Annotated in this window: 21 protein-coding genes, 1 tRNA gene and 1 pseudogene; 13 read left to right on the top strand and 10 right to left on the bottom strand. The window is 66.1% G+C overall.

Annotated elements, in window-relative coordinates:
* Position 1: 1 nt before the first annotated feature.
* The 4 genes from IE113_RS05595 to IE113_RS05580 all read right to left on the bottom strand — a co-directional run bounded on the left by IE113_RS05595 (position 2) and on the right by IE113_RS05580 (position 4,772).
* The gene (locus IE113_RS05595) at positions 2-1,207 is read right to left on the bottom strand and encodes a toxic anion resistance protein (RefSeq protein ID WP_189539425.1); all 1,206 of its coding nucleotides are present in this window, start codon (positions 1,205-1,207) and stop codon (positions 2-4) included.
* A gap of 128 nt (positions 1,208-1,335) precedes the next feature.
* Positions 1,336-2,148 carry a hypothetical protein gene (locus tag IE113_RS05590; RefSeq protein ID WP_189539424.1) on the bottom strand — a complete coding sequence of 271 codons (813 nt, stop codon included), beginning with the start codon at positions 2,146-2,148 and terminating at the stop codon, positions 1,336-1,338.
* An 82-nt stretch (positions 2,149-2,230) separates the two neighbouring features.
* Positions 2,231-2,758 carry a hypothetical protein gene (locus IE113_RS05585; protein ID WP_189539423.1) on the bottom strand — a complete coding sequence of 176 codons (528 nt, stop codon included), beginning with the start codon at positions 2,756-2,758 and terminating at the stop codon, positions 2,231-2,233.
* 253 nt (positions 2,759-3,011) lie between these two features.
* Entirely contained in the window at positions 3,012-4,772 is a 1,761-nt protein-coding gene (locus tag IE113_RS05580; RefSeq protein ID WP_189539422.1) for a fatty acyl-AMP ligase, read from the bottom strand.
* A 140-nt stretch (positions 4,773-4,912) separates the two neighbouring features.
* Here IE113_RS05580 and IE113_RS05575 point away from each other — a divergent pair, with 140 nt between their 5' ends.
* The 4 genes and pseudogenes from IE113_RS05575 to IE113_RS16280 all read left to right on the top strand — a co-directional run.
* Positions 4,913-5,458 (top strand): regulatory protein RecX, encoded by a 546-nt coding sequence (locus tag IE113_RS05575; protein WP_189539421.1) that lies wholly within the window; start codon positions 4,913-4,915, stop codon positions 5,456-5,458.
* Positions 5,455-5,955 (top strand): DUF192 domain-containing protein, encoded by a 501-nt coding sequence (locus IE113_RS05570; RefSeq protein ID WP_229822152.1) that lies wholly within the window; start codon positions 5,455-5,457, stop codon positions 5,953-5,955. Before IE113_RS05575 ends, IE113_RS05570 begins: the two co-directional genes overlap by 4 nt.
* A gap of 68 nt (positions 5,956-6,023) precedes the next feature.
* Entirely contained in the window at positions 6,024-6,437 is a 414-nt protein-coding gene (locus tag IE113_RS05565) for an NADH:ubiquinone oxidoreductase subunit NDUFA12 (protein WP_189539420.1), read from the top strand.
* Positions 6,438-6,656: 219 nt separating this feature from the next.
* A pseudogene (locus IE113_RS16280) lies at positions 6,657-6,839 on the top strand (DUF2155 domain-containing protein); the annotation flags it as partial.
* Positions 6,840-6,874: 35 nt separating this feature from the next.
* Here the strand turns inward: IE113_RS16280 and aat are convergent.
* On the bottom strand, positions 6,875-7,654 hold the full coding sequence (gene aat, locus IE113_RS05555) for a leucyl/phenylalanyl-tRNA--protein transferase (RefSeq protein WP_189539419.1): 780 nt from the start codon (positions 7,652-7,654) through the stop codon (positions 6,875-6,877).
* Between the two features lie 98 nt (positions 7,655-7,752).
* On the opposite strand from aat, the gene IE113_RS05550 reads away from it, so the two are divergent.
* From IE113_RS05550 to rplA, 6 genes are all read left to right on the top strand, one after another.
* Positions 7,753-7,828 (top strand) — tRNA-Trp (locus IE113_RS05550).
* A gap of 33 nt (positions 7,829-7,861) precedes the next feature.
* Positions 7,862-9,364: a hypothetical protein gene (locus IE113_RS05545; protein ID WP_189539418.1), complete on the top strand. Its 1,503-nt coding sequence runs from the start codon at positions 7,862-7,864 to the stop codon at positions 9,362-9,364.
* A 133-nt stretch (positions 9,365-9,497) separates the two neighbouring features.
* A complete protein-coding gene (secE, locus tag IE113_RS05540; protein ID WP_189539417.1) occupies positions 9,498-9,692 on the top strand; it encodes a preprotein translocase subunit SecE in 195 nt (64 codons plus the stop codon).
* 22 nt (positions 9,693-9,714) lie between these two features.
* On the top strand, positions 9,715-10,251 hold the full coding sequence (gene nusG / locus IE113_RS05535; protein ID WP_189539416.1) for a transcription termination/antitermination protein NusG: 537 nt from the start codon (positions 9,715-9,717) through the stop codon (positions 10,249-10,251).
* A gap of 174 nt (positions 10,252-10,425) precedes the next feature.
* Positions 10,426-10,857 carry a 50S ribosomal protein L11 gene (gene rplK / locus IE113_RS05530; protein ID WP_189539415.1) on the top strand — a complete coding sequence of 144 codons (432 nt, stop codon included), beginning with the start codon at positions 10,426-10,428 and terminating at the stop codon, positions 10,855-10,857.
* A 4-nt stretch (positions 10,858-10,861) separates the two neighbouring features.
* Positions 10,862-11,563 (top strand): 50S ribosomal protein L1, encoded by a 702-nt coding sequence (rplA, locus tag IE113_RS05525; protein WP_189539414.1) that lies wholly within the window; start codon positions 10,862-10,864, stop codon positions 11,561-11,563.
* 95 nt (positions 11,564-11,658) lie between these two features.
* Here rplA and IE113_RS05520 read toward each other — a convergent pair whose 3' ends face one another.
* From IE113_RS05520 to IE113_RS05510, 3 genes are read right to left on the bottom strand one after another with little or no spacing between them, the layout of a single operon-like run.
* The gene (locus IE113_RS05520) at positions 11,659-12,201 is read right to left on the bottom strand and encodes a hypothetical protein (RefSeq protein WP_189539413.1); all 543 of its coding nucleotides are present in this window, start codon (positions 12,199-12,201) and stop codon (positions 11,659-11,661) included.
* Positions 12,191-12,952, bottom strand: coding sequence for a competence/damage-inducible protein A (locus tag IE113_RS05515; protein WP_189539412.1), 762 nt, complete (start codon positions 12,950-12,952; stop codon positions 12,191-12,193). Before IE113_RS05515 ends, IE113_RS05520 begins: the two co-directional genes overlap by 11 nt.
* 54 nt (positions 12,953-13,006) lie before the next feature.
* A complete protein-coding gene (locus IE113_RS05510; protein WP_189539411.1) occupies positions 13,007-14,515 on the bottom strand; it encodes a flavin-containing monooxygenase in 1,509 nt (502 codons plus the stop codon).
* 107 nt (positions 14,516-14,622) lie between these two features.
* Between IE113_RS05510 and IE113_RS05505 the strand changes: the two genes are divergently transcribed.
* Complete coding sequence (locus IE113_RS05505; protein WP_189539410.1) at positions 14,623-15,597, top strand: magnesium and cobalt transport protein CorA; 975 nt, start codon at positions 14,623-14,625, stop codon at positions 15,595-15,597.
* Here the strand turns inward: IE113_RS05505 and IE113_RS05500 are convergent.
* The gene (locus IE113_RS05500; RefSeq protein WP_189539409.1) at positions 15,594-17,021 is read right to left on the bottom strand and encodes a serine hydrolase domain-containing protein; all 1,428 of its coding nucleotides are present in this window, start codon (positions 17,019-17,021) and stop codon (positions 15,594-15,596) included. The genes IE113_RS05505 and IE113_RS05500 overlap by 4 nt on opposite strands.
* A 118-nt stretch (positions 17,022-17,139) precedes the next feature.
* On the opposite strand from IE113_RS05500, the gene IE113_RS05495 reads away from it, so the two are divergent.
* Complete coding sequence (locus tag IE113_RS05495; RefSeq protein WP_189539408.1) at positions 17,140-17,787, top strand: DUF47 domain-containing protein; 648 nt, start codon at positions 17,140-17,142, stop codon at positions 17,785-17,787.
* A 25-nt stretch (positions 17,788-17,812) separates the two neighbouring features.
* Complete coding sequence (locus tag IE113_RS05490; protein ID WP_189539407.1) at positions 17,813-18,811, top strand: inorganic phosphate transporter; 999 nt, start codon at positions 17,813-17,815, stop codon at positions 18,809-18,811.
* Between the two features lie 34 nt (positions 18,812-18,845).
* On the opposite strand, the gene rimO is transcribed toward IE113_RS05490, so the two are convergent.
* The gene (gene rimO / locus IE113_RS05485; protein ID WP_189539406.1) at positions 18,846-20,219 is read right to left on the bottom strand and encodes a 30S ribosomal protein S12 methylthiotransferase RimO; all 1,374 of its coding nucleotides are present in this window, start codon (positions 20,217-20,219) and stop codon (positions 18,846-18,848) included.
* Between the last annotated feature and the right edge of the window lie 21 nt (positions 20,220-20,240).

Genomic DNA, 20,240 nt, shown 5'->3' with positions numbered 1-20,240 from the left:
GTCAGCCCTCCAGGCTCAACAGGCTGGGCTTGTCCGCCGTCTTGGCAGCCTGCGCGGCCCCCTCGGCGCGGGCGATATAGCCTTTCGACTTTTCGACTTCGCTGGTCAGCGTGGTGACCGTCTGCTTCATCGAATCCAGCGCCTTCAGCTTGAAGGTGTCGATGTTGTCCATTGTGTCATAGATGTTCTGGAATGCGCGTTGCAGCGTTTCCAGCGGGATCGTGCTGGACGCGGCCTGTTCGTGGATCTTGCCGGTCTGGTCGCGCAGCAGCGTGCCGGTGGAATCGATGATGTTGGCGGTCGTTTCATTCAGCGCGGTGATCTGTTGCAGCACCAGCCGCTGGTTGGTCATCGCCTGCGCCACGGTCACCGCCGTGCGCAGCGCGCCGACGGTGGTGGTGCTGGCGCGGTCTACGCCCTTGACCAGTTCGACGTTGTTCTTCTTGACCAGATCGAGCGCGAGATAGCCCTGCACCGTTACCGCCATCTGCGTCAGCAGGTCCTGCGTGCGCTGGCGGACATAGAACAGCGCGGTTTCGCGGATCGCCTTGGCTTTGGCCGGGTCGGTCGCGTCCAGATCGGCGGCCTTGTCCTCCAGCCGCTGGTCAAGGCTGCGGCTGATGTGGATCATCTGCTCCAGCGCGCCCATCGCTTCCCACAGCTTCTGCCGTTCGACGTCGATCGCGGCGTTGTCCATCAGCAGCTCGTCCTTGCCGGACGAGAGCCGCGCGAGGATCGCCTGAATGTGGCCCTGGCTGGACTGGTAGCTGTCGAAATACTTCTTCAGGCTGTTGCCGAACGGGATGATGCCCAGGATCTTGCGCCCCGAAGAAAGCTTGCCCTTGCGGCCGGGATCAAGCTCCTCGACCGTGCGGCGCAGCTCGGCCAGGTCGGCGCCCACGCCGTTGTCCTTGTCCATCGCGCGGACCGGGCGGTCGAGAAAGCGGTTCGACATCCCCGCCGCCGCCATGATTTCCTTGCGGCCCATGTTGGTGATCTGATCGACCTTCTGGCCGAATTCGGGCGAGTTGGCATCCGAAGCGACGAGGTCGGCAATGAACGCCTCGACCTTGGCGTCCAGCTTCGATTTCGCTTCCGGCGCGACGGGCACCAGCCCGACGGCCTGTTCGGGCGCGACCACCGGCACCGGATCGGGCGGGGTCAGCGTGATCGTGGGGGTCTCGGTCGCAGTGGGCGTGGTGGCCATTGGTTCTTCCCGGTAATCAGGTTCTTGCTGCAACATGGGGTGACATGCGCGGCAGTGCAAGCTGTATTAGCGGGATAAGACACGGGCGGCAAGCCGGGACCGCACGGCCCCCGCCTGCCGCCCGCGATTCAGAAAGCCTTCAGCGTCAGCATCGCGCCCACGCCGTAATCGGGGGCGCCTTTGCTCAACCCGCCCGATCCGTAGAACGTAAGGTCGAGCCTGGACAAAACCGGCACACTGATTGCGCCGAACAACTCATGGCTGTCCTGCGCCAGCGTGGTGGGGCTTTCGCGGTAATCGTAGGACGCGATGAGCACCGTCTTGCCAGCGGCAACACTGAACCCGGCAGAGGCGAACAGCGTGTTCTTGAGGTCGAACCCGTCGGGATCGCCCGGCAGGCGATATCCGACGCTGGCAAACGGCGTGACGGTGCCGAATGTTCTCGACAGTTCCACCGATCCCGAAAAGTCGGCCTTGCCGGTGCCCAGGCCTTTGGCGGCAGAGGCAGTGGGCAGCTTGATCCGGCCGGAAAGATCGATGCCGATACCCAGCCGGTCCTCGGGAATGACATAGGCCAGACCCAGCGAAACATCGCCCAGTCCGCTGCGCACGGAACGCGGCGCGGCCGGATCGATCACGATCGGGGTGCCAGCCCCGCCACCGACGATGTTGGCCCCGTCGATCCGCAGCCACGGCACGCTGGCAGTGATCCGGACGTCGCCGGTTTTCAGCCGGGCCGAAAACGGAACGACCAGGATTCTGGTGTCGAGCGGAGCGCCATAGTCCCCTTCGGAGAAATCCAGGCCGGTGGTGAAGGACAGCTGGGTATCGGGGGCGGGATCGGCGGCCAGTTCTGACTGGGCGAGTGCGGGTGAGGCCGCTGCAAGTCCGGCGCACGCGGCGCAGACGGCGGCGAAGGTGGGGCGCAAGGCATGGCGCATGGAAATTCTCCCTGTTTGAATGCGAGCGCACGGGAACGGAGCCGTCTGCGCCCGGCTCCGTTCCGCTACTGCGCGTCCGGTGTCAGCCGCCGCGCCCGGGGCGCACGGCCTGCACGGTTTCGCGGATGGCCTTGGCCGAATCGCGCACCGCGCTGGCATTTGCGCGCGCATCCATGGCGGCGGTGCGGACCGATGCGGCGGATTCGCGCGCGGCCGTACCCGTCGCGCGGGCGTCTGCCGCTCCGGTGCGGGCGGCGCGCAGATCGGCGACGGCTCCGGCGTTGACCCGCACCGCGAGGTTTTCGCCGCGGGCGGCAGCGACATCGGCGGCGAGGGCGGCCTTGCCACGCGTCTCGGTGCCGTCTTCGGCGTCTTCGGCAACATCGTCGCCCCGCTGTTCGGCACGGACGGCGTTGCGTGCCTGGGCCATGGCCGAAACCTCGGTGCCAATGCCCCGGCTTTCGCCATCGCGCTGGGCCTTGGCCATGACGCTGACATCTGCGCCGATGCCAGTGCCGACAGCAGCTTCGGGGGTTTCAGTGGTGGTTTGCGCGACCGCGATCCCGGCACCCAGCGTAATCGCGGCAGTGGCGGACAAGAGCTTGATCATTGTTTTTCTCCTGCGTTGTCGACGCGCCGCGACGGGGCAGGAAAAATCCTGGAACTGCCGCTTTGCGTCACCCGGACCACCGGCCGATGCAGGGCATCAACGCCGACGGTCAGGCCCGGAAGGCGCCAGTTTTGCTGACTTCCGGATTAACAGGTACGGCAAACAGGGCTTAACCGGGCTCACCCGAGACGACGCGGCGGTGAACGGCTTTACCTTTCCGTTCAGCGCCGGCGGTCGTGGTGATGGGGACGGTTCAGGCCGCCAGCTGGAACGGCGCGATTTCGCCCGAAAGGTACAGCTTCTTGGCCTTGGCGCGGCTGAGCTTGCCCGACGAGGTACGGGGCAGGGTGCGCGGCGGCACCAGTTCGACGACGCAGTTCATGCCCGTGATCGAGCGGACCTTGTCCTTGATCTGGTCATGCAGCTTGACCCGCTCGGCCGGATCGCTGACCCGGCAATGCACCAGCACGGCGGGAACTTCCTCGCCGCTGTCGTTTTCGACCGAGAACGCGGCAATGTCGCCCTGGTGGAAGCCGGGCAGCTGTTCCACCGCCCATTCGATGTCCTGCGGCCAGTGGTTCTTGCCGTTGATAATGATCATGTCCTTGGCGCGGCCGACGATGAACAGATAGCCATCGACCATGTAGCCCATGTCGCCGGTATCCAGCCAGCCATCGACCAGGCACGCGGCAGTGCTTTCGGGGTCGCGGAAGTAGGAGTGCATCACCGACGGCCCCTTGCACCACACCTTGCCGATGTGATGATCGGGCAGGCTTTCGCCATGTTCGCCGCGAATGGCCAGCTCCATATCCTTCACGGCCTTGCCGCAGTTGACGATGGCGCGATAGCGGGCCGGACGCGACAGGTCGCGCGGGGTGCCGGACAGGCGCTCTTCCTCGACCAGCTCGACGCGGATGCCTTCGCCCGGCGGCATCAGGGTGACCGCCAGCGTCGCCTCGGCCAGTCCATAGCTGGGCAGGAACGCGCTGGCCTTGAACCCGGCATAGGCAAAGGCGTTGACGAAGCTCTGCATCACGTCCGGGCGGATCATGTCGGCGCCGTTGCCGGCGATCCGCCAGCGCGACAGGTCGAACCGTTCGGCCACGTTGCTCTGGCTGGAAATGCGCCGGGCGCAGATGTCATAGCCGAAGGTCGGCGAATAGCTGCAGGTCGTGCCGGGGTTGCGGCTGACCATGTCCAGCCAGGCCAGCGGGCGGCGGGCAAAATCCTCGGTCTTCAGGTAGTCGGCCGAAATCTGGTTGGCGATCAGCGACAGGAAGCAGCCGACCAGGCCCATGTCGTGATACCACGGCAGCCAGCTGACGCAGCGGTCCGACTGCTGGATCTTCATCCCGTGGCTGTGCCCGGCCAGGTTGTTGAGCAGCGATGCGTGGGTCACGGCCACGCCATGCGGGAACCGGGTCGAGCCGCTGGAATACTGCAGGTAGCAGATGTCGTCCGGGTGGGCAGCGGGCAACGTGCATTCCGGCGCGGGGGCCATGGCGAAGTCCTGCCAGGTGATCCCTTCGCATCCCTGACGCGCGGCGGCCGCTCCGGCCATTTCAGCGATCTCGGCGGGATAGAACAGGATCTTGGGATCGCTGCTCTGCAACTGGACGGCCAGCTGGTCGATATAGCTGTCCTTGCCGCCAAAGCTGGTCGGCAGCGGCAGCGGCACCGGCCAGGCCCCGGCATAGATCGCGCCGCAGAAAAGGGCGGCGAATTCCGGCCCGGTTTCGGCGACCATCGCGATGCGGTCATCCTTCTTCACGCCGTGGGCGATCAGGCGATAGGCCATGGTCAGCGCATCGCTGCGCAACTCGCTGAAAGGATAGACCCGGGCCAGGTTGCCGCGCGGATCGTGGAAGTTGAACCCGCGCTTGCCCTGCGCGGCATAGTCCAGCGCTTCGCCAAAGGTGGCGAAATCGGCGAACCGGCGCGGATGATCGTCCTCGTTCGGCGTGGGGACCAGTTGGCCGGATGCATTCGTCACGGTTGTGGCGGCATCAATCATCGTGCGTTAACCCGTTTGTTTTTCAGGGATTTGTGCTGCATTTCAGCATCGCTCCCATGTTCAAGTCCTGCGCGAAACCCTCAAACTTCGCGGTCCAGCCTCCCCATTTGCCGCATACTATGGCACGAATAAGGCCAACCATGACCCAGACCCGCCGCAATCCCCGGCCGCTTGACGCCCCCCGGCTGGAGGAGCTGGCGCTGGCCTATGTCGCCCGCTTTGCCACCAGCGCGGCCAAGCTGGAGGGTTATCTGCGCCGCAAGTTGCGCGAGCGCGGCTGGGACGGGGAGGGCGCGGCCCCGGTGGCAGAGATCGTCGCGCGGTTCGTGGCGGCGGGCTATATTGACGATGCCGTGTTCGCCCGCGCCCGCACCGGCAGCCTGCTGCGGCGCGGCTATGGCGTGCGGCGGATCGGGCAGGCGCTGGACGCGGCCGGCATTGCCGAGGACGTACGGGCGGAAGTGCGCGCGGCCCCTGCCGAACAGCGCCGCGCCGCGCTGGCGCTGGCCCGCAAGCGGCGGATCGGGCCGTTCGGGCCGGACGGCGCGGACCGGGCGCTGCGGGAAAAGCAGCTGGCGGCAATGCTGCGGGCCGGGCACCCGCTGGACAGCGCGCGCGAATTGGTCAATGCCCCCAGCATCGCGGCCGCCGAACGCTGGGCGGCGGAACTGGATGGTGAAGAATGATGCGCAAGTGCCTGATCGCGGCCAAAATCCTGGCATTGACGGGCCTGGCATTGACGGGTTGTTCCCCCAACGCGTCCGAAGCCGCGCCGGGATCGACCCAGGCCGCACCGTCCGTGCACCCGGTATCGGGGCTGGCGGTTGTGCCGCTAACCGTCACCAGTGGCGACCGGGTCCACAATTTTCGCGTCGAACTGGCTCGCACGGGGCAGGAACAGGCCCGCGGGCTGATGTTCCGCACGGCCATGGGCGCGGACGAGGGGATGCTGTTCCCGATGAACCCGCCCCGCGGCGCCAGCTTCTGGATGCGCAACACGGTGATCCCGCTGGACCTGATCTTCGTGGGCGTGGACGGACGGATCAGCAACATTGCCGCCAATGCCGTGCCCTATGACGAAAGCCCGCTGCGCTCGGTCGGGCTGGTGATCGCGGTGCTGGAACTGAACGGGGGCCGTGCGGCAGAGCTGGGGCTAATGCCGGGCGACAAGGTCAACTGGTGATGCACCGGGCGCGGAAAAGCCTGCACCGGCCCCTTTCCCCCGCGCCGCAATTGGGCTAGGCGGCGCGCATGGGAATCCTCGGCAAGATCTTCACCTGGTGGGACGGCGCCACCATCGGCACCATGCTCAACAGCGCGTTCACCGGCGAACACGTCGGCACCGACGCGCAGGGCAACAAGTATTATCGCGCCAAGAAGCGCCGCGCCGCGGGCCAGCCCTTTGGCGGCAGCGAGCGTCGCTGGGTGATCTACAACGGCGCCAACGACGCCAGCCGAGTCCCGGCCGAATGGCACGGCTGGCTGCACGGCAGCTATGACGGCGTGCCTGAAAGCTTCCTGCCCCCGCCGCGTATCTGGGAAGCGGATTTCACGCCCAACGCTACCGGCACGCAGGCTGCCTATCGCCCGCAGGGCGCGCTGGAGCGCGGCGGCAAGCGCGCGGCGGCAACCGGCGACTACGAAGCCTGGACCCCGGACGCCTGAGGCGTGAAGCGGGCGCTGGCCCCTGTCGGATTGCTTTTGCTGGCCGCCTGTTCGGGCGGTAGCGACGATGCGCAGCCTGCCCCCACCGACATTCCCAAGGCCGTGGCCGATCAGGCTGCCGCGCCGGTGGTGGAAAGCGAATATGGCACCCCGGTGAGGGACCGGGTGGCCACGATCGGCCTGCTCAACAAGCGCAACAACCTGACCCAGGACCTGGTGATGAAGCCGGGCGAATCGCGCCGCGTGGGCAACGTGATCGTCCGTCTCGCCAGTTGCGAACGCACGCTGCCGTGGGAAAGCCCGCCTGAAACCGGTGCCTTCGTGCAGGTGTTCATCGAGGAGCGGGCCTCAGCCGATCAGGCGCTGCAGTGGCGCAAGGTGTTTTCGGGCTGGCTGTTCAAGAACTCGCCCTCGCTCAACGTGGTTGAGCACCCGGTCTATGACGTCTGGGTCAAGGACTGCGCGATGAAGTTCCCCGGCGAGGAGGAAGATCCCGCCGCCGCCGCCGCTGCCAGCAGCGCGGCAAAGCCATCGGGCAGCGCCACGCCCGCGCCGACGCCCAAGCCGTCGGCCAGTGCATCGCCCACCCCATCGCCCAGCGCCGCCGCACCCGCGCCGTCCGTCGCGCTCTGAGCGGCGCGCAGCCGCACCAGATATTCCGCCTGGCTGATTTCCACCGCGCCCAGCGAGGCAAGGTGTTCGGTCATGAACTGGCAGTCCAGCAGCGTCGCGTTCGCATGGCGCAGCGCCGCGACCAGCCAGCACAGCGCGACCTTTGACGCATCCGGCACGCGGCTGAACATCGATTCGCCGCAGAACACCCGGTCGAACCCCACGCCGTAGAGCCCGCCGACCAGTTCATCGCCCTGCCAGCATTCGATCGAATGTGCGTGTCCTAGCCGGTGCAGCAGCAGGTAGCTGGCGGTGATCCGTCCGCTGATCCACGTATCGTCCGTTTCGCGTCGGGGGGCGGCGCATCCGGCCATGACCTCGGCAAAGGCGGCATTGCAGGTCACGCGGAACCTGCCCCGGCGCAACGTGCGGGCCAGCGAACGCGACACGTTCAGGCCATCGAGCGGCAGGATCGCGCGCTGGCGCGGTTCCACCCAGAACACATCCGGATCGTCGCGCGCGTCGGACATCGGGAACACGCCGCTGCGATAGGCCAGCATCAGCAGGTCCGGGTCAAGCGGTTGCGGGGCTACGGGGGCGTGCACGGCGGCAGGTTAGCAGAGCCGGTGGCGGACCGGGAGAATAAATGCGCGGCGCGCCTTGCCATCCGTGAAAACTCGGTATAGTGGCCGCTTCCGCCTGCAGGAGTGTAGCTCAGTTGGTAGAGCATCGGTCTCCAAAACCGAGGGCCGCGGGTTCGAATCCTGCCACTCCTGCCAGCGCTGCCCATCCCCCCAGCCAGATTTGAGCCGATGTCCGCCGAACCTCTTGCCGAGCAGGTCAGTACGGAGGGCGGCCGCCGATCTTGGCTGTCGGGCGAATTCACCCCGCGCCAGACCCTGTGGATCGCCATCGCGCTGGCGGTGCTGGCCTGCCTGCCGGTGCTGGTGGCACGTTATCCGCAGATGGTGGACTATGCCGCGCACCTCGCGCGCTACCACATCATGCTCGACCGCGCGGAAAGCCCGTTCCTGAAGGCATATTATGGCTTCCAGTGGCACCTGATGGGCAACCTGGGGGCGGACCTGCTGATCTGGCCGTTTGCCAAGCTGTTCGGGATCGAGGCGGCGGGGCGGATCGTGGTCATGCTGACCGTGCTGTCCACCGGCCTTGGCATCATCGCGGTCGAATGGACGCTGCGGCGGCGGATCGGCGTCGGCACGATGCTGGCGCTGTGCTTTGTCTGGTCCCCGGCCATGCTGTTGGGTTTCCTCAACTTCGGCCTGTCGCTGGCCGGCGCGCTGTTCGCGTTCGCGCTGTGGGTGCGGCTGGAAGGCAAGCGCTGGCGCGAACCGCTGTTCGTGCCGATCGGGCTGGGCGTGTGGCTGTGCCACGTGTCGGGCTGGGGCGCGCTGGGCGTGATGGTCTTTGCCTATGAATGGCACCGCGAAAAGAGCTGGCGCCCCTTCGTGGCCCCGTGGCCGCTGATGGCGCCGTTCCTGACCACGCTGTTCGCGGGGGAAGGGACCAAGGAACTGGCATCCTATGGCACCAACGCGCTGACCTACAAGTGGACGATCTGGAAGCAGGCGATGAAGGATCAGATCGAGTGGCTGGATTATGCCAGCGCGATCCTGATCGGTGCGATCCTGTTCCTGTCGCTGTGTTTCCGGCGGCTCGACGGGCGGCTGGGCTGGGCGGCCGTGGCGATGCTGGGGCTGGCGGTGGTGATGCCGCGCCACATCTTCGGTGGCGACCTGGTCGATGCGCGGATGATCTATACCGGCCTGATGGTGGGGTGCCTGGCGCTGGCCTGGCGCACGCCGCGCTGGCTGCTGCTGCTGGCGCCGCTGCTGTTCCTGGGGCGGCTGGGGCTGACCACGGCGGACTGGTACCGCGAATCGCAGCACACCGCGCGGCTGCTGACCATGATCGAGGATCTGCCGCGCGGCGCGAAAGTGGCCAGCCTGGTCGTGACCGAGCGCAGCGAGTGGGGCTATAACCCGCAGGAGCATGTCGGCGCCTGGTCGATCGTGCGGCTGGATGCGCTGAACAATTCCAATTTCGCGCTGCCCAAGGTGCACATGATCACCATCAAGCAGGGCGGCCCCTTTTACCGCGATCCCTATCACCGCCTGTTGCGGTTTCCGGGCCGGCCGATCGAACTGGCCAAGTATGGCCCCGCGCACGAGGCGGACTGGCTGTGGTATATCGGGCGGGATGATCCGGTCAGCCTGCCCGAGGGCGCGGTCATCGTGAAGCGCGCGCAGGGCACCTTCCTGGCCAAGCTTGCAAAACCGCCGCGCGATAGCTAAGTGCGCGAGTGTCTTCCGACATCGGAGAACATTCGCCACCCCGGCAGCCCTTCCTGAGGGCGCCGGGGCGGTGCTGTTCCCGGCGCGGCGGACGGTTTGAGTTTTTTCGTTCAACAGCACGGGCTGAGTAGCCATGGCCAAGTTCAATCCCGGCGAATTCATGCGTCAGGTTCAGGCGGAAGCCCGCAAGGTCGTCTGGCCGACGCGGCAGGAAACCGTCACCACCGCGATCTTCGTGGGCATCCTGATGGTGATCCTCGCCGTCTTCTTCCTTGGCGTGGACTCGCTGTTCGGCGCGATCGTGCGCTGGCTGCTGTCGTTGGCCTGATTTCGAAAGTTACGAGAGACACATGGCTCGCTGGTATATCATCCACGCCTATTCGGGCTTCGAGAACAAGGTCCGCGATTCGATCCTGGCCGAGGCGGAGCGCCTGGGCCTTGAAGCGCTGGTCGAAGCGGTCGAGGTTCCGTCCGAAACCGTGACCGAAGTGAAGCGCGGCAAGAAGGTCCAGGTCGAACGCAAGACCATGCCCGGCTACGTGCTGGCCAAGCTGACCCTGAACGACGACGTCTATCACCTCGTCAAGAACACCGCCAAGGTCACCGGGTTCCTCGGGCCGAACGGCAAGCCGCAGGCGATCACCGACCGCGAAGCCGCCCGCTATTTCGGCGCGCGCGATGCCGCCGCGGCCGAGCCGAAGAAGCACGTCAGCGTCGATTACGAGATCGGGGATTCGGTCAAGGTGCTCGACGGGCCGTTCAACAGCTTCACCGGCGTGGTCGAGGAACTCGACTTCGACAAGAACCGGGTCAAGGTGTCGGTCTCGATCTTCGGTCGCGCCACGCCGGTCGAACTCGACTTCGAACAGGTCGAACTGTCCAAGTAACCACCTGCCGGGGCAACCCGGCAGTTGCAATGGCGCGCGTATTCGCCTACGCGCGCCGCTTCGCTCTGGCCTTGCCGGGGCGATTCCGTGCGGAAGGGGGCCTTCGGGTCACCGTTTGACCGCTCACTCTGCGGGCCGGCCCAGCCGGTCCAACAGGAAGAAAGGAGGCCACCCATGGCCAAGAAAATTGAAGGCTATATCAAGCTGCAGGTCGCAGCTGGCAGCGCCACCCCCTCGCCGCCGATCGGTCCGGCGCTGGGTCAGCGCGGCGTCAACATCATGGAATTCTGCAAGGCGTTCAACGCCGCGACGCAGGAACTGGAAAAGGGCATGCCGATCCCGACGGTGATCACCGTCTATGCGGACCGCTCGTTCAGCTTCGTCACCAAGACGCCGCCGGCCTCGTTCCTGATCAAGAAGGCCGCCGGCCTGAAGTCGGGTTCGAAGGAGCCGGGCAAGGTCAGCGCGGGAACGATCAAGCGTTCGCAGCTGGCGGAAATCGCCCAGACCAAGATGGCTGACCTCAATGCCAACGACATTGAAGCCGCCACCAAGATCATCGAAGGCTCCGCGCGCGCGATGGGCCTCCAGGTTGTGGAGGGCTGAGAACATGGCCAAGCAGACCAAGAAGCAGAAGGCCCTCGTTGAAAAGCTGGGCGACAACCAGAAGCTCTATGGCGTCGAAGAAGCCATCCAGCTGCTGAAGGACCTCAAGAGCGCCAAGTTCGACGAGAGCCTGGAAGTCTCGCTGAACCTGGGCGTTGACCCGCGTCACGCCGACCAGATGGTCCGCGGCATGGTCGTGCTGCCCTCGGGCACCGGCAAGGACGTCAAGGTTGCCGTGTTCGCGCGCGGCGACAAGGCCGAAGCCGCTCTGGCCGCCGGTGCGGACAAGGTTGGCGCCGAAGACCTGCTGGAAGACATGCAGGCCGGTAACCTGGATTATGGCCGCGTGATCGCCACGCCGGACATGATGGGTCTGGTCGGCCGTCTCGGCAAGGTGCTGGGTCCGAAGGGCCTGATGCCGAACCCGAAGCTGGGCACCGTGACCCCGAACGTCGCCGACGCCGTCAAGGCGGCCAAGAGCGGCCAGGTTGAATTCCGCGTCGAAAAGGCCGGGATCATCCACGGCGGTCTGGGCAAGCTGTCGTTCACCAACGAACAGCTGAAGGCCAACTTCGACGCGTTCGTCGACGCCATCGTCAAGGCGAAGCCGTCGGGTTCGAAGGGCAAGTACGTGCGCAAGATCGGCCTGTCCTCGTCGATGGGCCCGGGCATCAAGGTTGACCTGACGGAAGTGCAGGGCGCCTGATCCAGCCGCGATACGCGCAATGAACGGGCCGGGAGGGGAAACCTTCCCGGCCCTTTCGTTTATGCGGATCTGGCGTTTTGTGCATCAGGCGCGCATCAGCGCCGCAGGTTGGCGGGGGTGTAGCATTCCGTCACCAGCGCCAGCGGCGCGCCATCGGGCAGGCGCAGCAGCGCGCGGTGGGTCAGGATCGTGTCGGTCGGGCAGCCCGGCCCGGCCCCGCGCTGGCTGGACAGGCGCTGGCGGCTATAGCGCAGCGGTGCGGCAACCTTGCCAAAGGGCACGTCGCTGGTGGCCAGCGCGGCGTTCATGGCCGGGGTCAGGCGCTGCGGCACATACCAGTTATGGGCTTCGGACAGGACCGCTTCGCCGCAGCTCAGCCGGACGTGGCGATAGCCGGGCGGTGCCTCCAGTTGCAGCAGCGCGGGCAGGTCCGCCGGGTCGGTGCGCATTCCGCCGGGCAGCACCTCGGCACTGATACGCGCGGGTGCGGCGATCCCACGTGCGGCGCACCATGCGCCAAGTGCGGCGGTGGCACTGTCCTGCGCGGCGAGGGTGGCCTCGAACCGGTCCAGCACGTTCGCTGGCGGTGCGGCGCAAGAGCCGAGCGCCAGCGCCGCCAGAATGACCCTAGATGCCACCCGCCACCGCTTCGCGGCCCAGTGCGGTCAGACCCGTGGTGAGCGCGGCGCTGACGTCCTCGAGGATGGCCGCGCTGGTCGAACGGATCACGAAGTTCGCGCCAACGCGCCCGTCGCGGAAGAAGGGGTAGCTGCCGATCTGGCAATCGTCGTGCAGGCGCTCCGTCTCGCGCAGCAGGTCGGCGATCTCGCTTTCAGCAACCCAGCAGCCGACCGTGGCAGAGAGCACCGGCAGGCCGCCTTCGAGCGTACCGGTAAGGGCGTCGAGCATGCCCGCCGTGATGCTGGGCACGCCCGCCATGATGAAGATGTTGCCGTGCTGGATGCCCGGTGCGCCGGACATCCGGTTGGGGATCAGGCTGGCGCCGTCCGGCACGCGGGCCATGCGCAGCCGCGCCTCGTTCAGCCCGCCGCGCGTGGCGTAATACCCTTCGAGAATGGCGCGGGCATCGGGATGGATCACCACGCCCACGCCCAGCGCCTGCGCGATGGCGTCCACGGTGATGTCGTCGTGCGTCGGGCCGATGCCGCCGGTGGTGAACAGGTAGTCGTTGCGCGCGCGCAGGGTGTTCACCGCTTCGACAATGGCGTCCATGTCGTCGGCCACCATCCGCACTTCGCGCAGGCGAATGCCCTGCACGTTGAGCCAGGTGGCGACTTGCGCCACGTTCTTGTCCTGCGTGCGGCCAGAGAGAATCTCGTCCCCGATGACAAGCAGGGCGGCGGTCCAGATGCGTGCGGTTTCAGCCATAGGCCCCAAGCGTTACGGCAACCGCGCCATTACGCAAGGGGCCTTTCGGCTTACTTATGCATCAACTTTTGCGCGGACGCGGCGGAATTGCATTACGCCATCGTCGATCGGAGCCTGGCGCATGTCCACCCGGTCCTTGCGATATTCCTGATTGAGCCGCCAGGGCAGCGTTGGCGCGTTGCGCGGCATGATGTGCTTGGCGCGCTGGATGTAGCCGGACGAGAAGTCGAACACGTCGTCCTCATCCGGGCGCTGATCGTCGGGCAGGGCGGGCACGGCGATTTGGACGTTGTTGGCGTCCATCGCATTGAGCAGCCGGGTCAGGTAATCGCCGATGATGTCCACCCGCAGCGTCCACGACGCGTTGAGATAGCCGAACGCTCCGGCCATGTTCGGGACGTTTGAGAACATGCAGTTGCGGTAATAGAACGTCTTCGAAAAATCGATCGGCTGGCCATCCACGCTGCACGCGATCTTGCCCGCGAACACCATCTTCAGGCCCGTCGCGGTAACGATCACGTCGGCATCCAGATGCTTGCCGGATTGCAGCTTGATCCCCGTGGCGTCGAAGCATTCGACATAGTCGGTGACGACCGAGGCCTTGCCTTCGTTGATCGCGGTGAAGAAATCGGCGTCTGGCACCAGGCACAGGCGCTGGTCCCACGGATCGTAGGGCGGGGTGAAGGCCTGCGGATCGTAGTTGTCGCCCAGGGTCTGCCGGAGCTGGGTGGTTAGGAAATCCTTCACCTTGTCCGGCGCGTTGCGGGCGCGCTTGAACATCAGGTCCTGCAGGAAGATGTTCTTGGCGCGGGTCAGCGCATAAGCGACCTTTTCCGGCAGGAACTTGCGCAGGGTATTGGCGAACTTGTCACGCGCGGGGCGGCTGACCATCCAGGTCGGCGTGCGTTGCAGCATGGTGACGTGGGCCGCGCCGCCATGCGCCATCGACGGCACGATGGTCACCGCGGTCGCGCCAGAGCCGATCACCACGACCTTCTTGCCGGTGTAGTCGAAATCCTTCGGCCAGAACTGCGGGTGGATGATCTGGCCCTTGAAGTCCTCGCGCCCCTTGAAGCCGGCGTCATAGGGATCGTCGTAATCGTAGTAGCCCGATCCCAGGAACAGGAACCGGCCTTGCACGCGGCTCAGCGTGCCGTCGGCAGCCTCGGTCGTGACGGTCCAGCGGGCGGTCTCGCTGTCCCAGTCGGCCGAGACGACCTTCTGGCCAAAGCGCATGTGGCTGCGCAGGTCATACTGGTCGGTGATCTCGTTCAGGTATTCCAGGATGGCCGGGCCATCCGCGATCGACTTCTCATGCTTCCACGGGGCAAAGGCAAAGCCCAGCGTGTGCATGTCACTGTCCGACCGGATGCCGGGATAGCGGAACAGGTCCCACGTGCCGCCCAGCTGCTCGCGCCGGTCGAGGATCGCGAAGCTCTTGCCGGGGCAGTCCTTGCGCAAGTGGACGGCCATGCCGATGCCGGAAATCCCGGCGCCGACGATCAGGACGTCGAGGCATTCCTCGGTAGTTGCAGTGGCCTCGATCGGCGTAATGGCATTCATGCTCGGGCTCTCCCCCGGTAAATTGACATTGTTGTAAGTTTCATTGCCGTACGTATCGCAAGACGCGCGGGATTGCCAGCATCATGCGGGTTTGGCACTGCGATGCAATGGCAATCATCGCAGCCCGCCGTTATGCCGCCGGTCAGCCGGTCGATACCGCCCTGGCGTTGACCGGCCAGCCGCGCGGAAAAGTGCCCGCACGCGCGTTTGACTGGGTCGGACTGGCCGAACCCGACGAGGCGGAGATGGACCTGGTCCGGCGCCAGTTCGGCCTGCACCCGCTGGCAGTGGAAGACGCCCTGAACCCGATGCAGATGCCCAAGGTCGAAGCCTATGGGCCAACCCTGTTCATCGTCGCGCGCACCGCGATGATCGAGGAGGGCGAAAAGATCGCCTATGGTCAGACCGCGCTGTTCCTCGGGCCGGATTTCCTGATCTCGGTCCGGTTCGGGTCAACCCGGTCGCACGCCGCGCTGCGCGCCCGGCTGGAAGCGGATGCGCAGCGGCTGGCCGAAGGACCGGACTATGTCGCCCATGCGATCCTCGACTATATCGTCGACGGCTATCAGCCGATCATGGAAAAGCTGGAAAGCGCGGTGCAGGACATGGAGGAGCGGGCGATCGACACGTTCCCCGAACCATCCACCATCCGCCGCATCTTCCGCCTGCGCCGCCAGCTGCGCCGGTTCCAGCGGATCGTCGGCCCGATGGAGGAAATGTGCGAACGGCTCGCCACGGTCGAGCTGCCGGTGATCGATCCGGCCGCGCGGGTCTGGTTCCGCGACGTGCAGGACCACGTGCGGCGGACGATGCGGCGGATGGTGGGGCTGATGGAAACGCTGGCCAGCATCGTGGAAACCGCCAGCCTGCTGGAACAGCACCGGCAGGGCGAAATGACCCGGCAACTGGCCGCCTGGGCCGCGATCCTGGCGGTGCCGACCGCGATTGCCGGGATTTACGGCATGAACTTCGATTATATGCCCGAGTTGCGTCAACCGTGGGGCTATCCGGCGGTTCTCGGCCTGATCTTCGCGATCTGCGGCGGGCTCTATGTGCGGTTCAAGCGGATCGGCTGGCTTTAATCCGCGTAAAGGATGAACTGCTCCCACCGGCCATTCTCGCCCGGTTCGGCATAAGTCGACAGGCGAAAGCGCTGGGCCTTGTAGCGCACGCTATAGGCCCGTCCGACGAAACCACCGCGCAGCCAGGGTGAGCGAGTGCTGCTGATCGACAGCGGCGCGCCAAGGGTGGACAGGCTGGCGCGGTAATCCGCCAGTGCGCCGGGGATGAAGTAATACTGCGCGTTGGGGGTAAAGCGCGCCGGATCGATCTGGCCGGCGGCGAGCGCGGCCAGCACGTGCCGGATCTCATCGACCCGCCCGCCCGTATCCGCCACGCGGGCCGGGACCGGGGGCAGCTTGGGCAGCACAATCGCGGCGATCCGGTTGGTCAGCGCGTTCTCCGCGCCGCCGTAATCGGCATTGGTCAGCACGGTGACCGCGGTGCGCTGGTCCAGCCACACGGCGTTCTGCGACAGGAAGCCGACCGATTCGCCGCCGTGCTCGATCCGGGTGCGCCCGCCCGCGCTGCGCCGCGCCACGCCCAGGCCATATGTCGTGCGCGAACCATCGGCCAGCCGCACCGGGGTTTCCATCTGCTCCCAGTCCTCGGGCGGCAGCACTTGGCGGTTGATCCGGGCAATGTTCCAGCGGGCCAGGTCCGCTGCGGTCATCGACAGTTCCCCTGCCGCCCACAGCCAGCCGCGCGCGGCTGGCCTGGCCGGACGGACCGGGCCGGTGGCATAGCGGTGATAGCCCTGCGGAAAGCCTGCGGCGTTGGTGTCGTCCAGCGGCAGCGGCTTGATCCCCAGCGGGGCGAACAGGCGCTGGTCCAGCTGCTGCCACAGCGGCGCACCGCCCGCCATTTCCGCGATTCGGGCGGCCACGACATAGCCGGTGTTGGAATATTCCCAGCGCGTGCCGGGTTCGAATTCCAGCGGCTGGCGGCCCCAGCGGGCGATGATCTGGTCCGGGGTCACCGGTTCGGCCGTGGCGGCAAAGGCAAAGTCGTGCGGCCAGTAATCCGGCAGGCCCGATGTGTGCGACAGGAGCTGGCGCGGCGTGATCCGGTCTGCCCCCGATATGTCCGGCAACCAGCGCGCGACCGGCTCATCCAGCGAGAGCCGGCCATCGTTTTCCAGCAGCAGCAGCAGCGCGGCAATGAACTGCTTGGAATTGGACGCGATCTGATAGGGCAGGTCGGGGCGCGCCTGCGGGATCGTTTCCGCCGCTTTGCCCCACGCACCCTCGAACACCAGCTGCCCATCGCGCACCACGGCAACCTGCGCCGAAGGTACCCGCGTTTCGCGCAAGGTGCCGGTAACGGCGCGTTCGATCGCGGCCCGCTCAGCCGGGGTCAGGGGCTGTGCGGCGGCTGGTACGGACAGGCACAGCGCGGCACAGGCAAGGGTCAGGACAGGGGTCAGGGCAGGGGGCAAGCGAAGCATCGGCGCAGGCTAGGGACAAACCCGCAACCCGGCAATTGTGGACATGCGCGATTAGCGCTGTCGAATCTGTCATTTCGGTGTCATAGGCGTGTCACATTCCTGAGGGGGAACATCTGTAATGTTCGGTTGGTTTCAGCGCCTGCTGCCCAAGTCTGGCGACTTTTTCGTGCTGTTCGAACGTCATGCGGCCAGCATGGTCGGTGCGGCGGAAGCACTTGTGCAATTGACTCACGGCGAAGGGGACCGCAGCGCCCACCTGCGCGCGATCCACGATTTCGAGCATGCGGCGGACGAAGTGATCCGCCAGACCCTGCACGAAGTCCGCCAGACGTTCCTGACTCCGTTCGACCGGGGGGCGATCACCGCGCTGAGCGGGGCGATGGACGACACCATCGATGAAATGAATGCGGCTTCGTCGGCGATCGAGCTGTTCGAAATCACGCAGTTCGACCCGGCGATGAAGGAAATCGCCCAGCTGTCGCTGGATGCCAGCCGCCTGATCGCCGAAGCGGTGCCGCTGCTGCGCGACGTGGAGCGCAACGGCCACCGCCTGCACGAGCTGACCGGCCGGATCGTCCAGCTGGAAGGGCAGGTCGATGGCCTGCACGACAGCGGGATGAAGATTGCGTTTCAGGCGCAGAAGATCAATCCCGATCCGATCGCGTTCGTCGTCACCCGCGAGCTCTACAAGCGGCTGGAACGCATCGCCGACGCGTTCGAGGACGTGGCGAACGAAATCGACAGCCTGGTGATCGACCACGCCTGAGGGCGCCTGACAAAGGATACCGGCAATGCATGAGCTTGCCTTTCCGCTGCTCGTCGGCCTGATCGCCCTCGCGCTGGCGTTCGATTTTCTGAACGGGCTGCACGATGCGGCCAATTCCATCGCCACCGTGGTCTCCACCCGGTTGCTCTCTCCGGTCGTGGCGGTGCTGTTCGCCGCGTTCGGCAACTTCGCGGCCTATTGGCTGGTGGGGCTGCACGTGGCCGAAACCGTGGGCAAGGGGATCATCGACAAGGATGCGGTGACCCCGGCAGTGGTGTTCGGGGCGCTGGTCGGGGCGATGTTCTGGAACGTCGTGACCTGGCTCAAGGGCATTCCGTCCTCGTCCAGCCACGCGCTGATCGGCGGGCTGCTGGGCGCGGGCATCGCGCACGGCGGGTTCACCGTGGTTGAAAGTTCGGGCACGACCAAGACGGTGGTGGCGATCTTCCTGTCGCCGATGATCGGCTTTGCGCTGGCCATGCTGATGGTCCTGCTGACCAGCTGGCTGTTCAAGGGCTTTCAGCCGCGCCGGGCCGAAGGGGTGTTCAAATCGCTCCACCTGGTCAGTTCGGCGGCCTATTCGATCAGCCACGGCGGCAACGACGCGCAGAAGACCATGGGGATCATCACGGTCCTGCTCTATTCCACCGGTCACCTGAACGGTGAATTCCACGTGCCGGAATGGGTCGTGATTTCCTGCTATGCGGCGATCGCGCTGGGCACGATGTCGGGCGGGTGGAAGATCATCAAGACGATGGGCACCAAGCTGACCAAGCTGAACCATCACACCGGGTTCAGTGCTTCGACGGCGGGTTCGATCGTGGTGTTCGGGGCCAGCGCGCTGGGCATTCCGGTATCGACCACCCACGCCATCACCGGATCGGTGATCGGCACCGGCGCCGCGCGCAAGGCCAGCGCCGTGCGCTGGGGCGTGGCGGGCCGGGTGGTGACCGCTTGGTTCATCACCATCCCCGCCAGCGCGGCGGTGGGTGCGGTGTTCTACACGCTTACCAAGATGTTCTGATCGGGCCGGGGGGCGCGGCCTGCGCCCCCCGGCGTCAGACGATCACGCCAAACAGGTCGTGCGCGTCGGCATCTTCCACTTCGACTTGCACGATGTCGCCCGCCTTCAGGCTGGCGGGGACGTTGCGCAGATAGACCGCACCGTCGATTTCCGGGGCATCGGCCTGTGACCGCCCGGTCGCGCCGATGTCGCCATCCTCGTCGGGTTCGCCCACTTCATCGATGATCACGGGCAGCGTGCGGCCGACCTTCGCGGCAAGCTTGGCCGCGCTGATCGCGGCGGTCTTTTCCATCAGGCGCTGATAGCGCTCTTCTTTGACCGCTTCGGGCACCGGGTTCGGCAGATCGTTCGCCGCCGCGCCCGCGACGGGTTCGAACCGGAAGCCGCCGACGCGGTCCAGCTGCGCCTCGTCCAGCCAGTCGAGCAGGTACTGGAAATCTTCCTCCGTCTCGCCGGGGAAGCCGACCACGAAGCTGGAGCGGATCGTGATGTCCGGGCAGATCTCGCGCCAGGCCTTCAGGCGTTCGAGCACTTTCGCTTCGTTCGCGGGGCGCTTCATGGCTTTCAGGACGTTCGGCGCGGCGTGCTGGAACGGGATGTCCAGATAGGGCGTGATCAGCCCCTCCGCCATCAGCGGGATCACCGCATCGACGTGCGGGTAGGGATAGACATAGTGCAGCCGCACCCACGGCGCGTGGCCTTCGGGCGTGCGCAGCTGGCCGAGTTCGCGGGCAAGGTCAGTCATGTGGGTGCGGACCTTGCGGCCCTTCCACTCGCGCTCCTCGTGCCGCACGTCCACGCCATAGGCCGAGGTGTCCTGGCTGATCACCAGCAGTTCCTTGGTGCCCGCCGCGACCAGCTTTTCCGCCTCGCGCAGCACGGCGTCGATCCGGCGGCTGGCCAGCTTGCCGCGCAGCTGCGGGATGATGCAGAACGCGCAGGCGTGGTTGCAGCCTTCGGAAATCTTCAGGTAGCTGTAATGGCGCGGTGTCAGCTTGATCTCCGCGTCCGACGGCTGCGGGATCAGATCGACGAATGGGCCCTGTGATGGGGGCGCGGCTTCGTGCACGGCCTCGACCACGGCTTCGTATTGGTGCGCGCCGGTGACGGCCAGCACATCGGGGAACTTTGCACGGATCAGCTCCGCCTCATTCCCCATGCACCCGGTCACGATTACGCGGCCGTTCTCGGCAATCGCCTCGCCAATCGCGGCCAGGCTTTCCTCCTTGGCGGAATCGAGGAACCCGCACGTGTTGACCAGCACCACGTCGGCCCCGGCATAGTCCGCGCTCATGGCATAGCCATCGGCGCGCAGCCGGGTGAGGATGCGTTCGCTGTCGACCAGCGCCTTGGGACAGCCCAAGCTGACCATGCCGACCTTACGGGCTTCAGGAATCTCGATTGCCATGGGCGCGGCCCCTACACGGAT

Origin of the sequence: Novosphingobium arvoryzae, from assembly GCF_014652615.1 — a bacterium.
Classification (GTDB): domain Bacteria; phylum Pseudomonadota; class Alphaproteobacteria; order Sphingomonadales; family Sphingomonadaceae; genus Novosphingobium; species Novosphingobium arvoryzae.
The sequence above is the reverse complement of the archived record's forward strand: the minus strand, read 5'-3'. Positions and strand labels throughout refer to the sequence as shown.

Bases quoted from the DNA above. Each gene is read 5' to 3' on its own strand.
- IE113_RS05585 (WP_189539423.1), bottom strand. From the start codon at position 2,758: ATGATCAAGCTCTTGTCCGCCACTGCCGCGATTACGCTGGGTGCCGGG.
- nusG (WP_189539416.1), top strand. From the start codon at position 9,715: ATGGCTCGCTGGTATATCATCCACGCCTATTCGGGCTTCGAGAACAAG.
- IE113_RS05570 (WP_229822152.1), top strand. From the start codon at position 5,455: ATGATGCGCAAGTGCCTGATCGCGGCCAAAATCCTGGCATTGACGGGC.
- IE113_RS05490 (WP_189539407.1), top strand. From the start codon at position 17,813: ATGCATGAGCTTGCCTTTCCGCTGCTCGTCGGCCTGATCGCCCTCGCG.
- IE113_RS05510 (WP_189539411.1), bottom strand. From the start codon at position 14,515: ATGAATGCCATTACGCCGATCGAGGCCACTGCAACTACCGAGGAATGC.
- rplK (WP_189539415.1), top strand. From the start codon at position 10,426: ATGGCCAAGAAAATTGAAGGCTATATCAAGCTGCAGGTCGCAGCTGGC.
- IE113_RS05505 (WP_189539410.1), top strand. From the start codon at position 14,623: ATGGCAATCATCGCAGCCCGCCGTTATGCCGCCGGTCAGCCGGTCGAT.
- IE113_RS05500 (WP_189539409.1), bottom strand. From the start codon at position 17,021: ATGCTTCGCTTGCCCCCTGCCCTGACCCCTGTCCTGACCCTTGCCTGT.
- IE113_RS05580 (WP_189539422.1), bottom strand. From the start codon at position 4,772: ATGATTGATGCCGCCACAACCGTGACGAATGCATCCGGCCAACTGGTC.
- secE (WP_189539417.1), top strand. From the start codon at position 9,498: ATGGCCAAGTTCAATCCCGGCGAATTCATGCGTCAGGTTCAGGCGGAA.
- IE113_RS05565 (WP_189539420.1), top strand. From the start codon at position 6,024: ATGGGAATCCTCGGCAAGATCTTCACCTGGTGGGACGGCGCCACCATC.
- IE113_RS05495 (WP_189539408.1), top strand. From the start codon at position 17,140: ATGTTCGGTTGGTTTCAGCGCCTGCTGCCCAAGTCTGGCGACTTTTTC.
- IE113_RS05590 (WP_189539424.1), bottom strand. From the start codon at position 2,148: ATGCGCCATGCCTTGCGCCCCACCTTCGCCGCCGTCTGCGCCGCGTGC.
- IE113_RS05545 (WP_189539418.1), top strand. From the start codon at position 7,862: ATGTCCGCCGAACCTCTTGCCGAGCAGGTCAGTACGGAGGGCGGCCGC.
- rimO (WP_189539406.1), bottom strand. From the start codon at position 20,219: ATGGCAATCGAGATTCCTGAAGCCCGTAAGGTCGGCATGGTCAGCTTG.
- rplA (WP_189539414.1), top strand. From the start codon at position 10,862: ATGGCCAAGCAGACCAAGAAGCAGAAGGCCCTCGTTGAAAAGCTGGGC.
- IE113_RS05575 (WP_189539421.1), top strand. From the start codon at position 4,913: ATGACCCAGACCCGCCGCAATCCCCGGCCGCTTGACGCCCCCCGGCTG.
- IE113_RS05515 (WP_189539412.1), bottom strand. From the start codon at position 12,952: ATGGCTGAAACCGCACGCATCTGGACCGCCGCCCTGCTTGTCATCGGG.
- IE113_RS05595 (WP_189539425.1), bottom strand. From the start codon at position 1,207: ATGGCCACCACGCCCACTGCGACCGAGACCCCCACGATCACGCTGACC.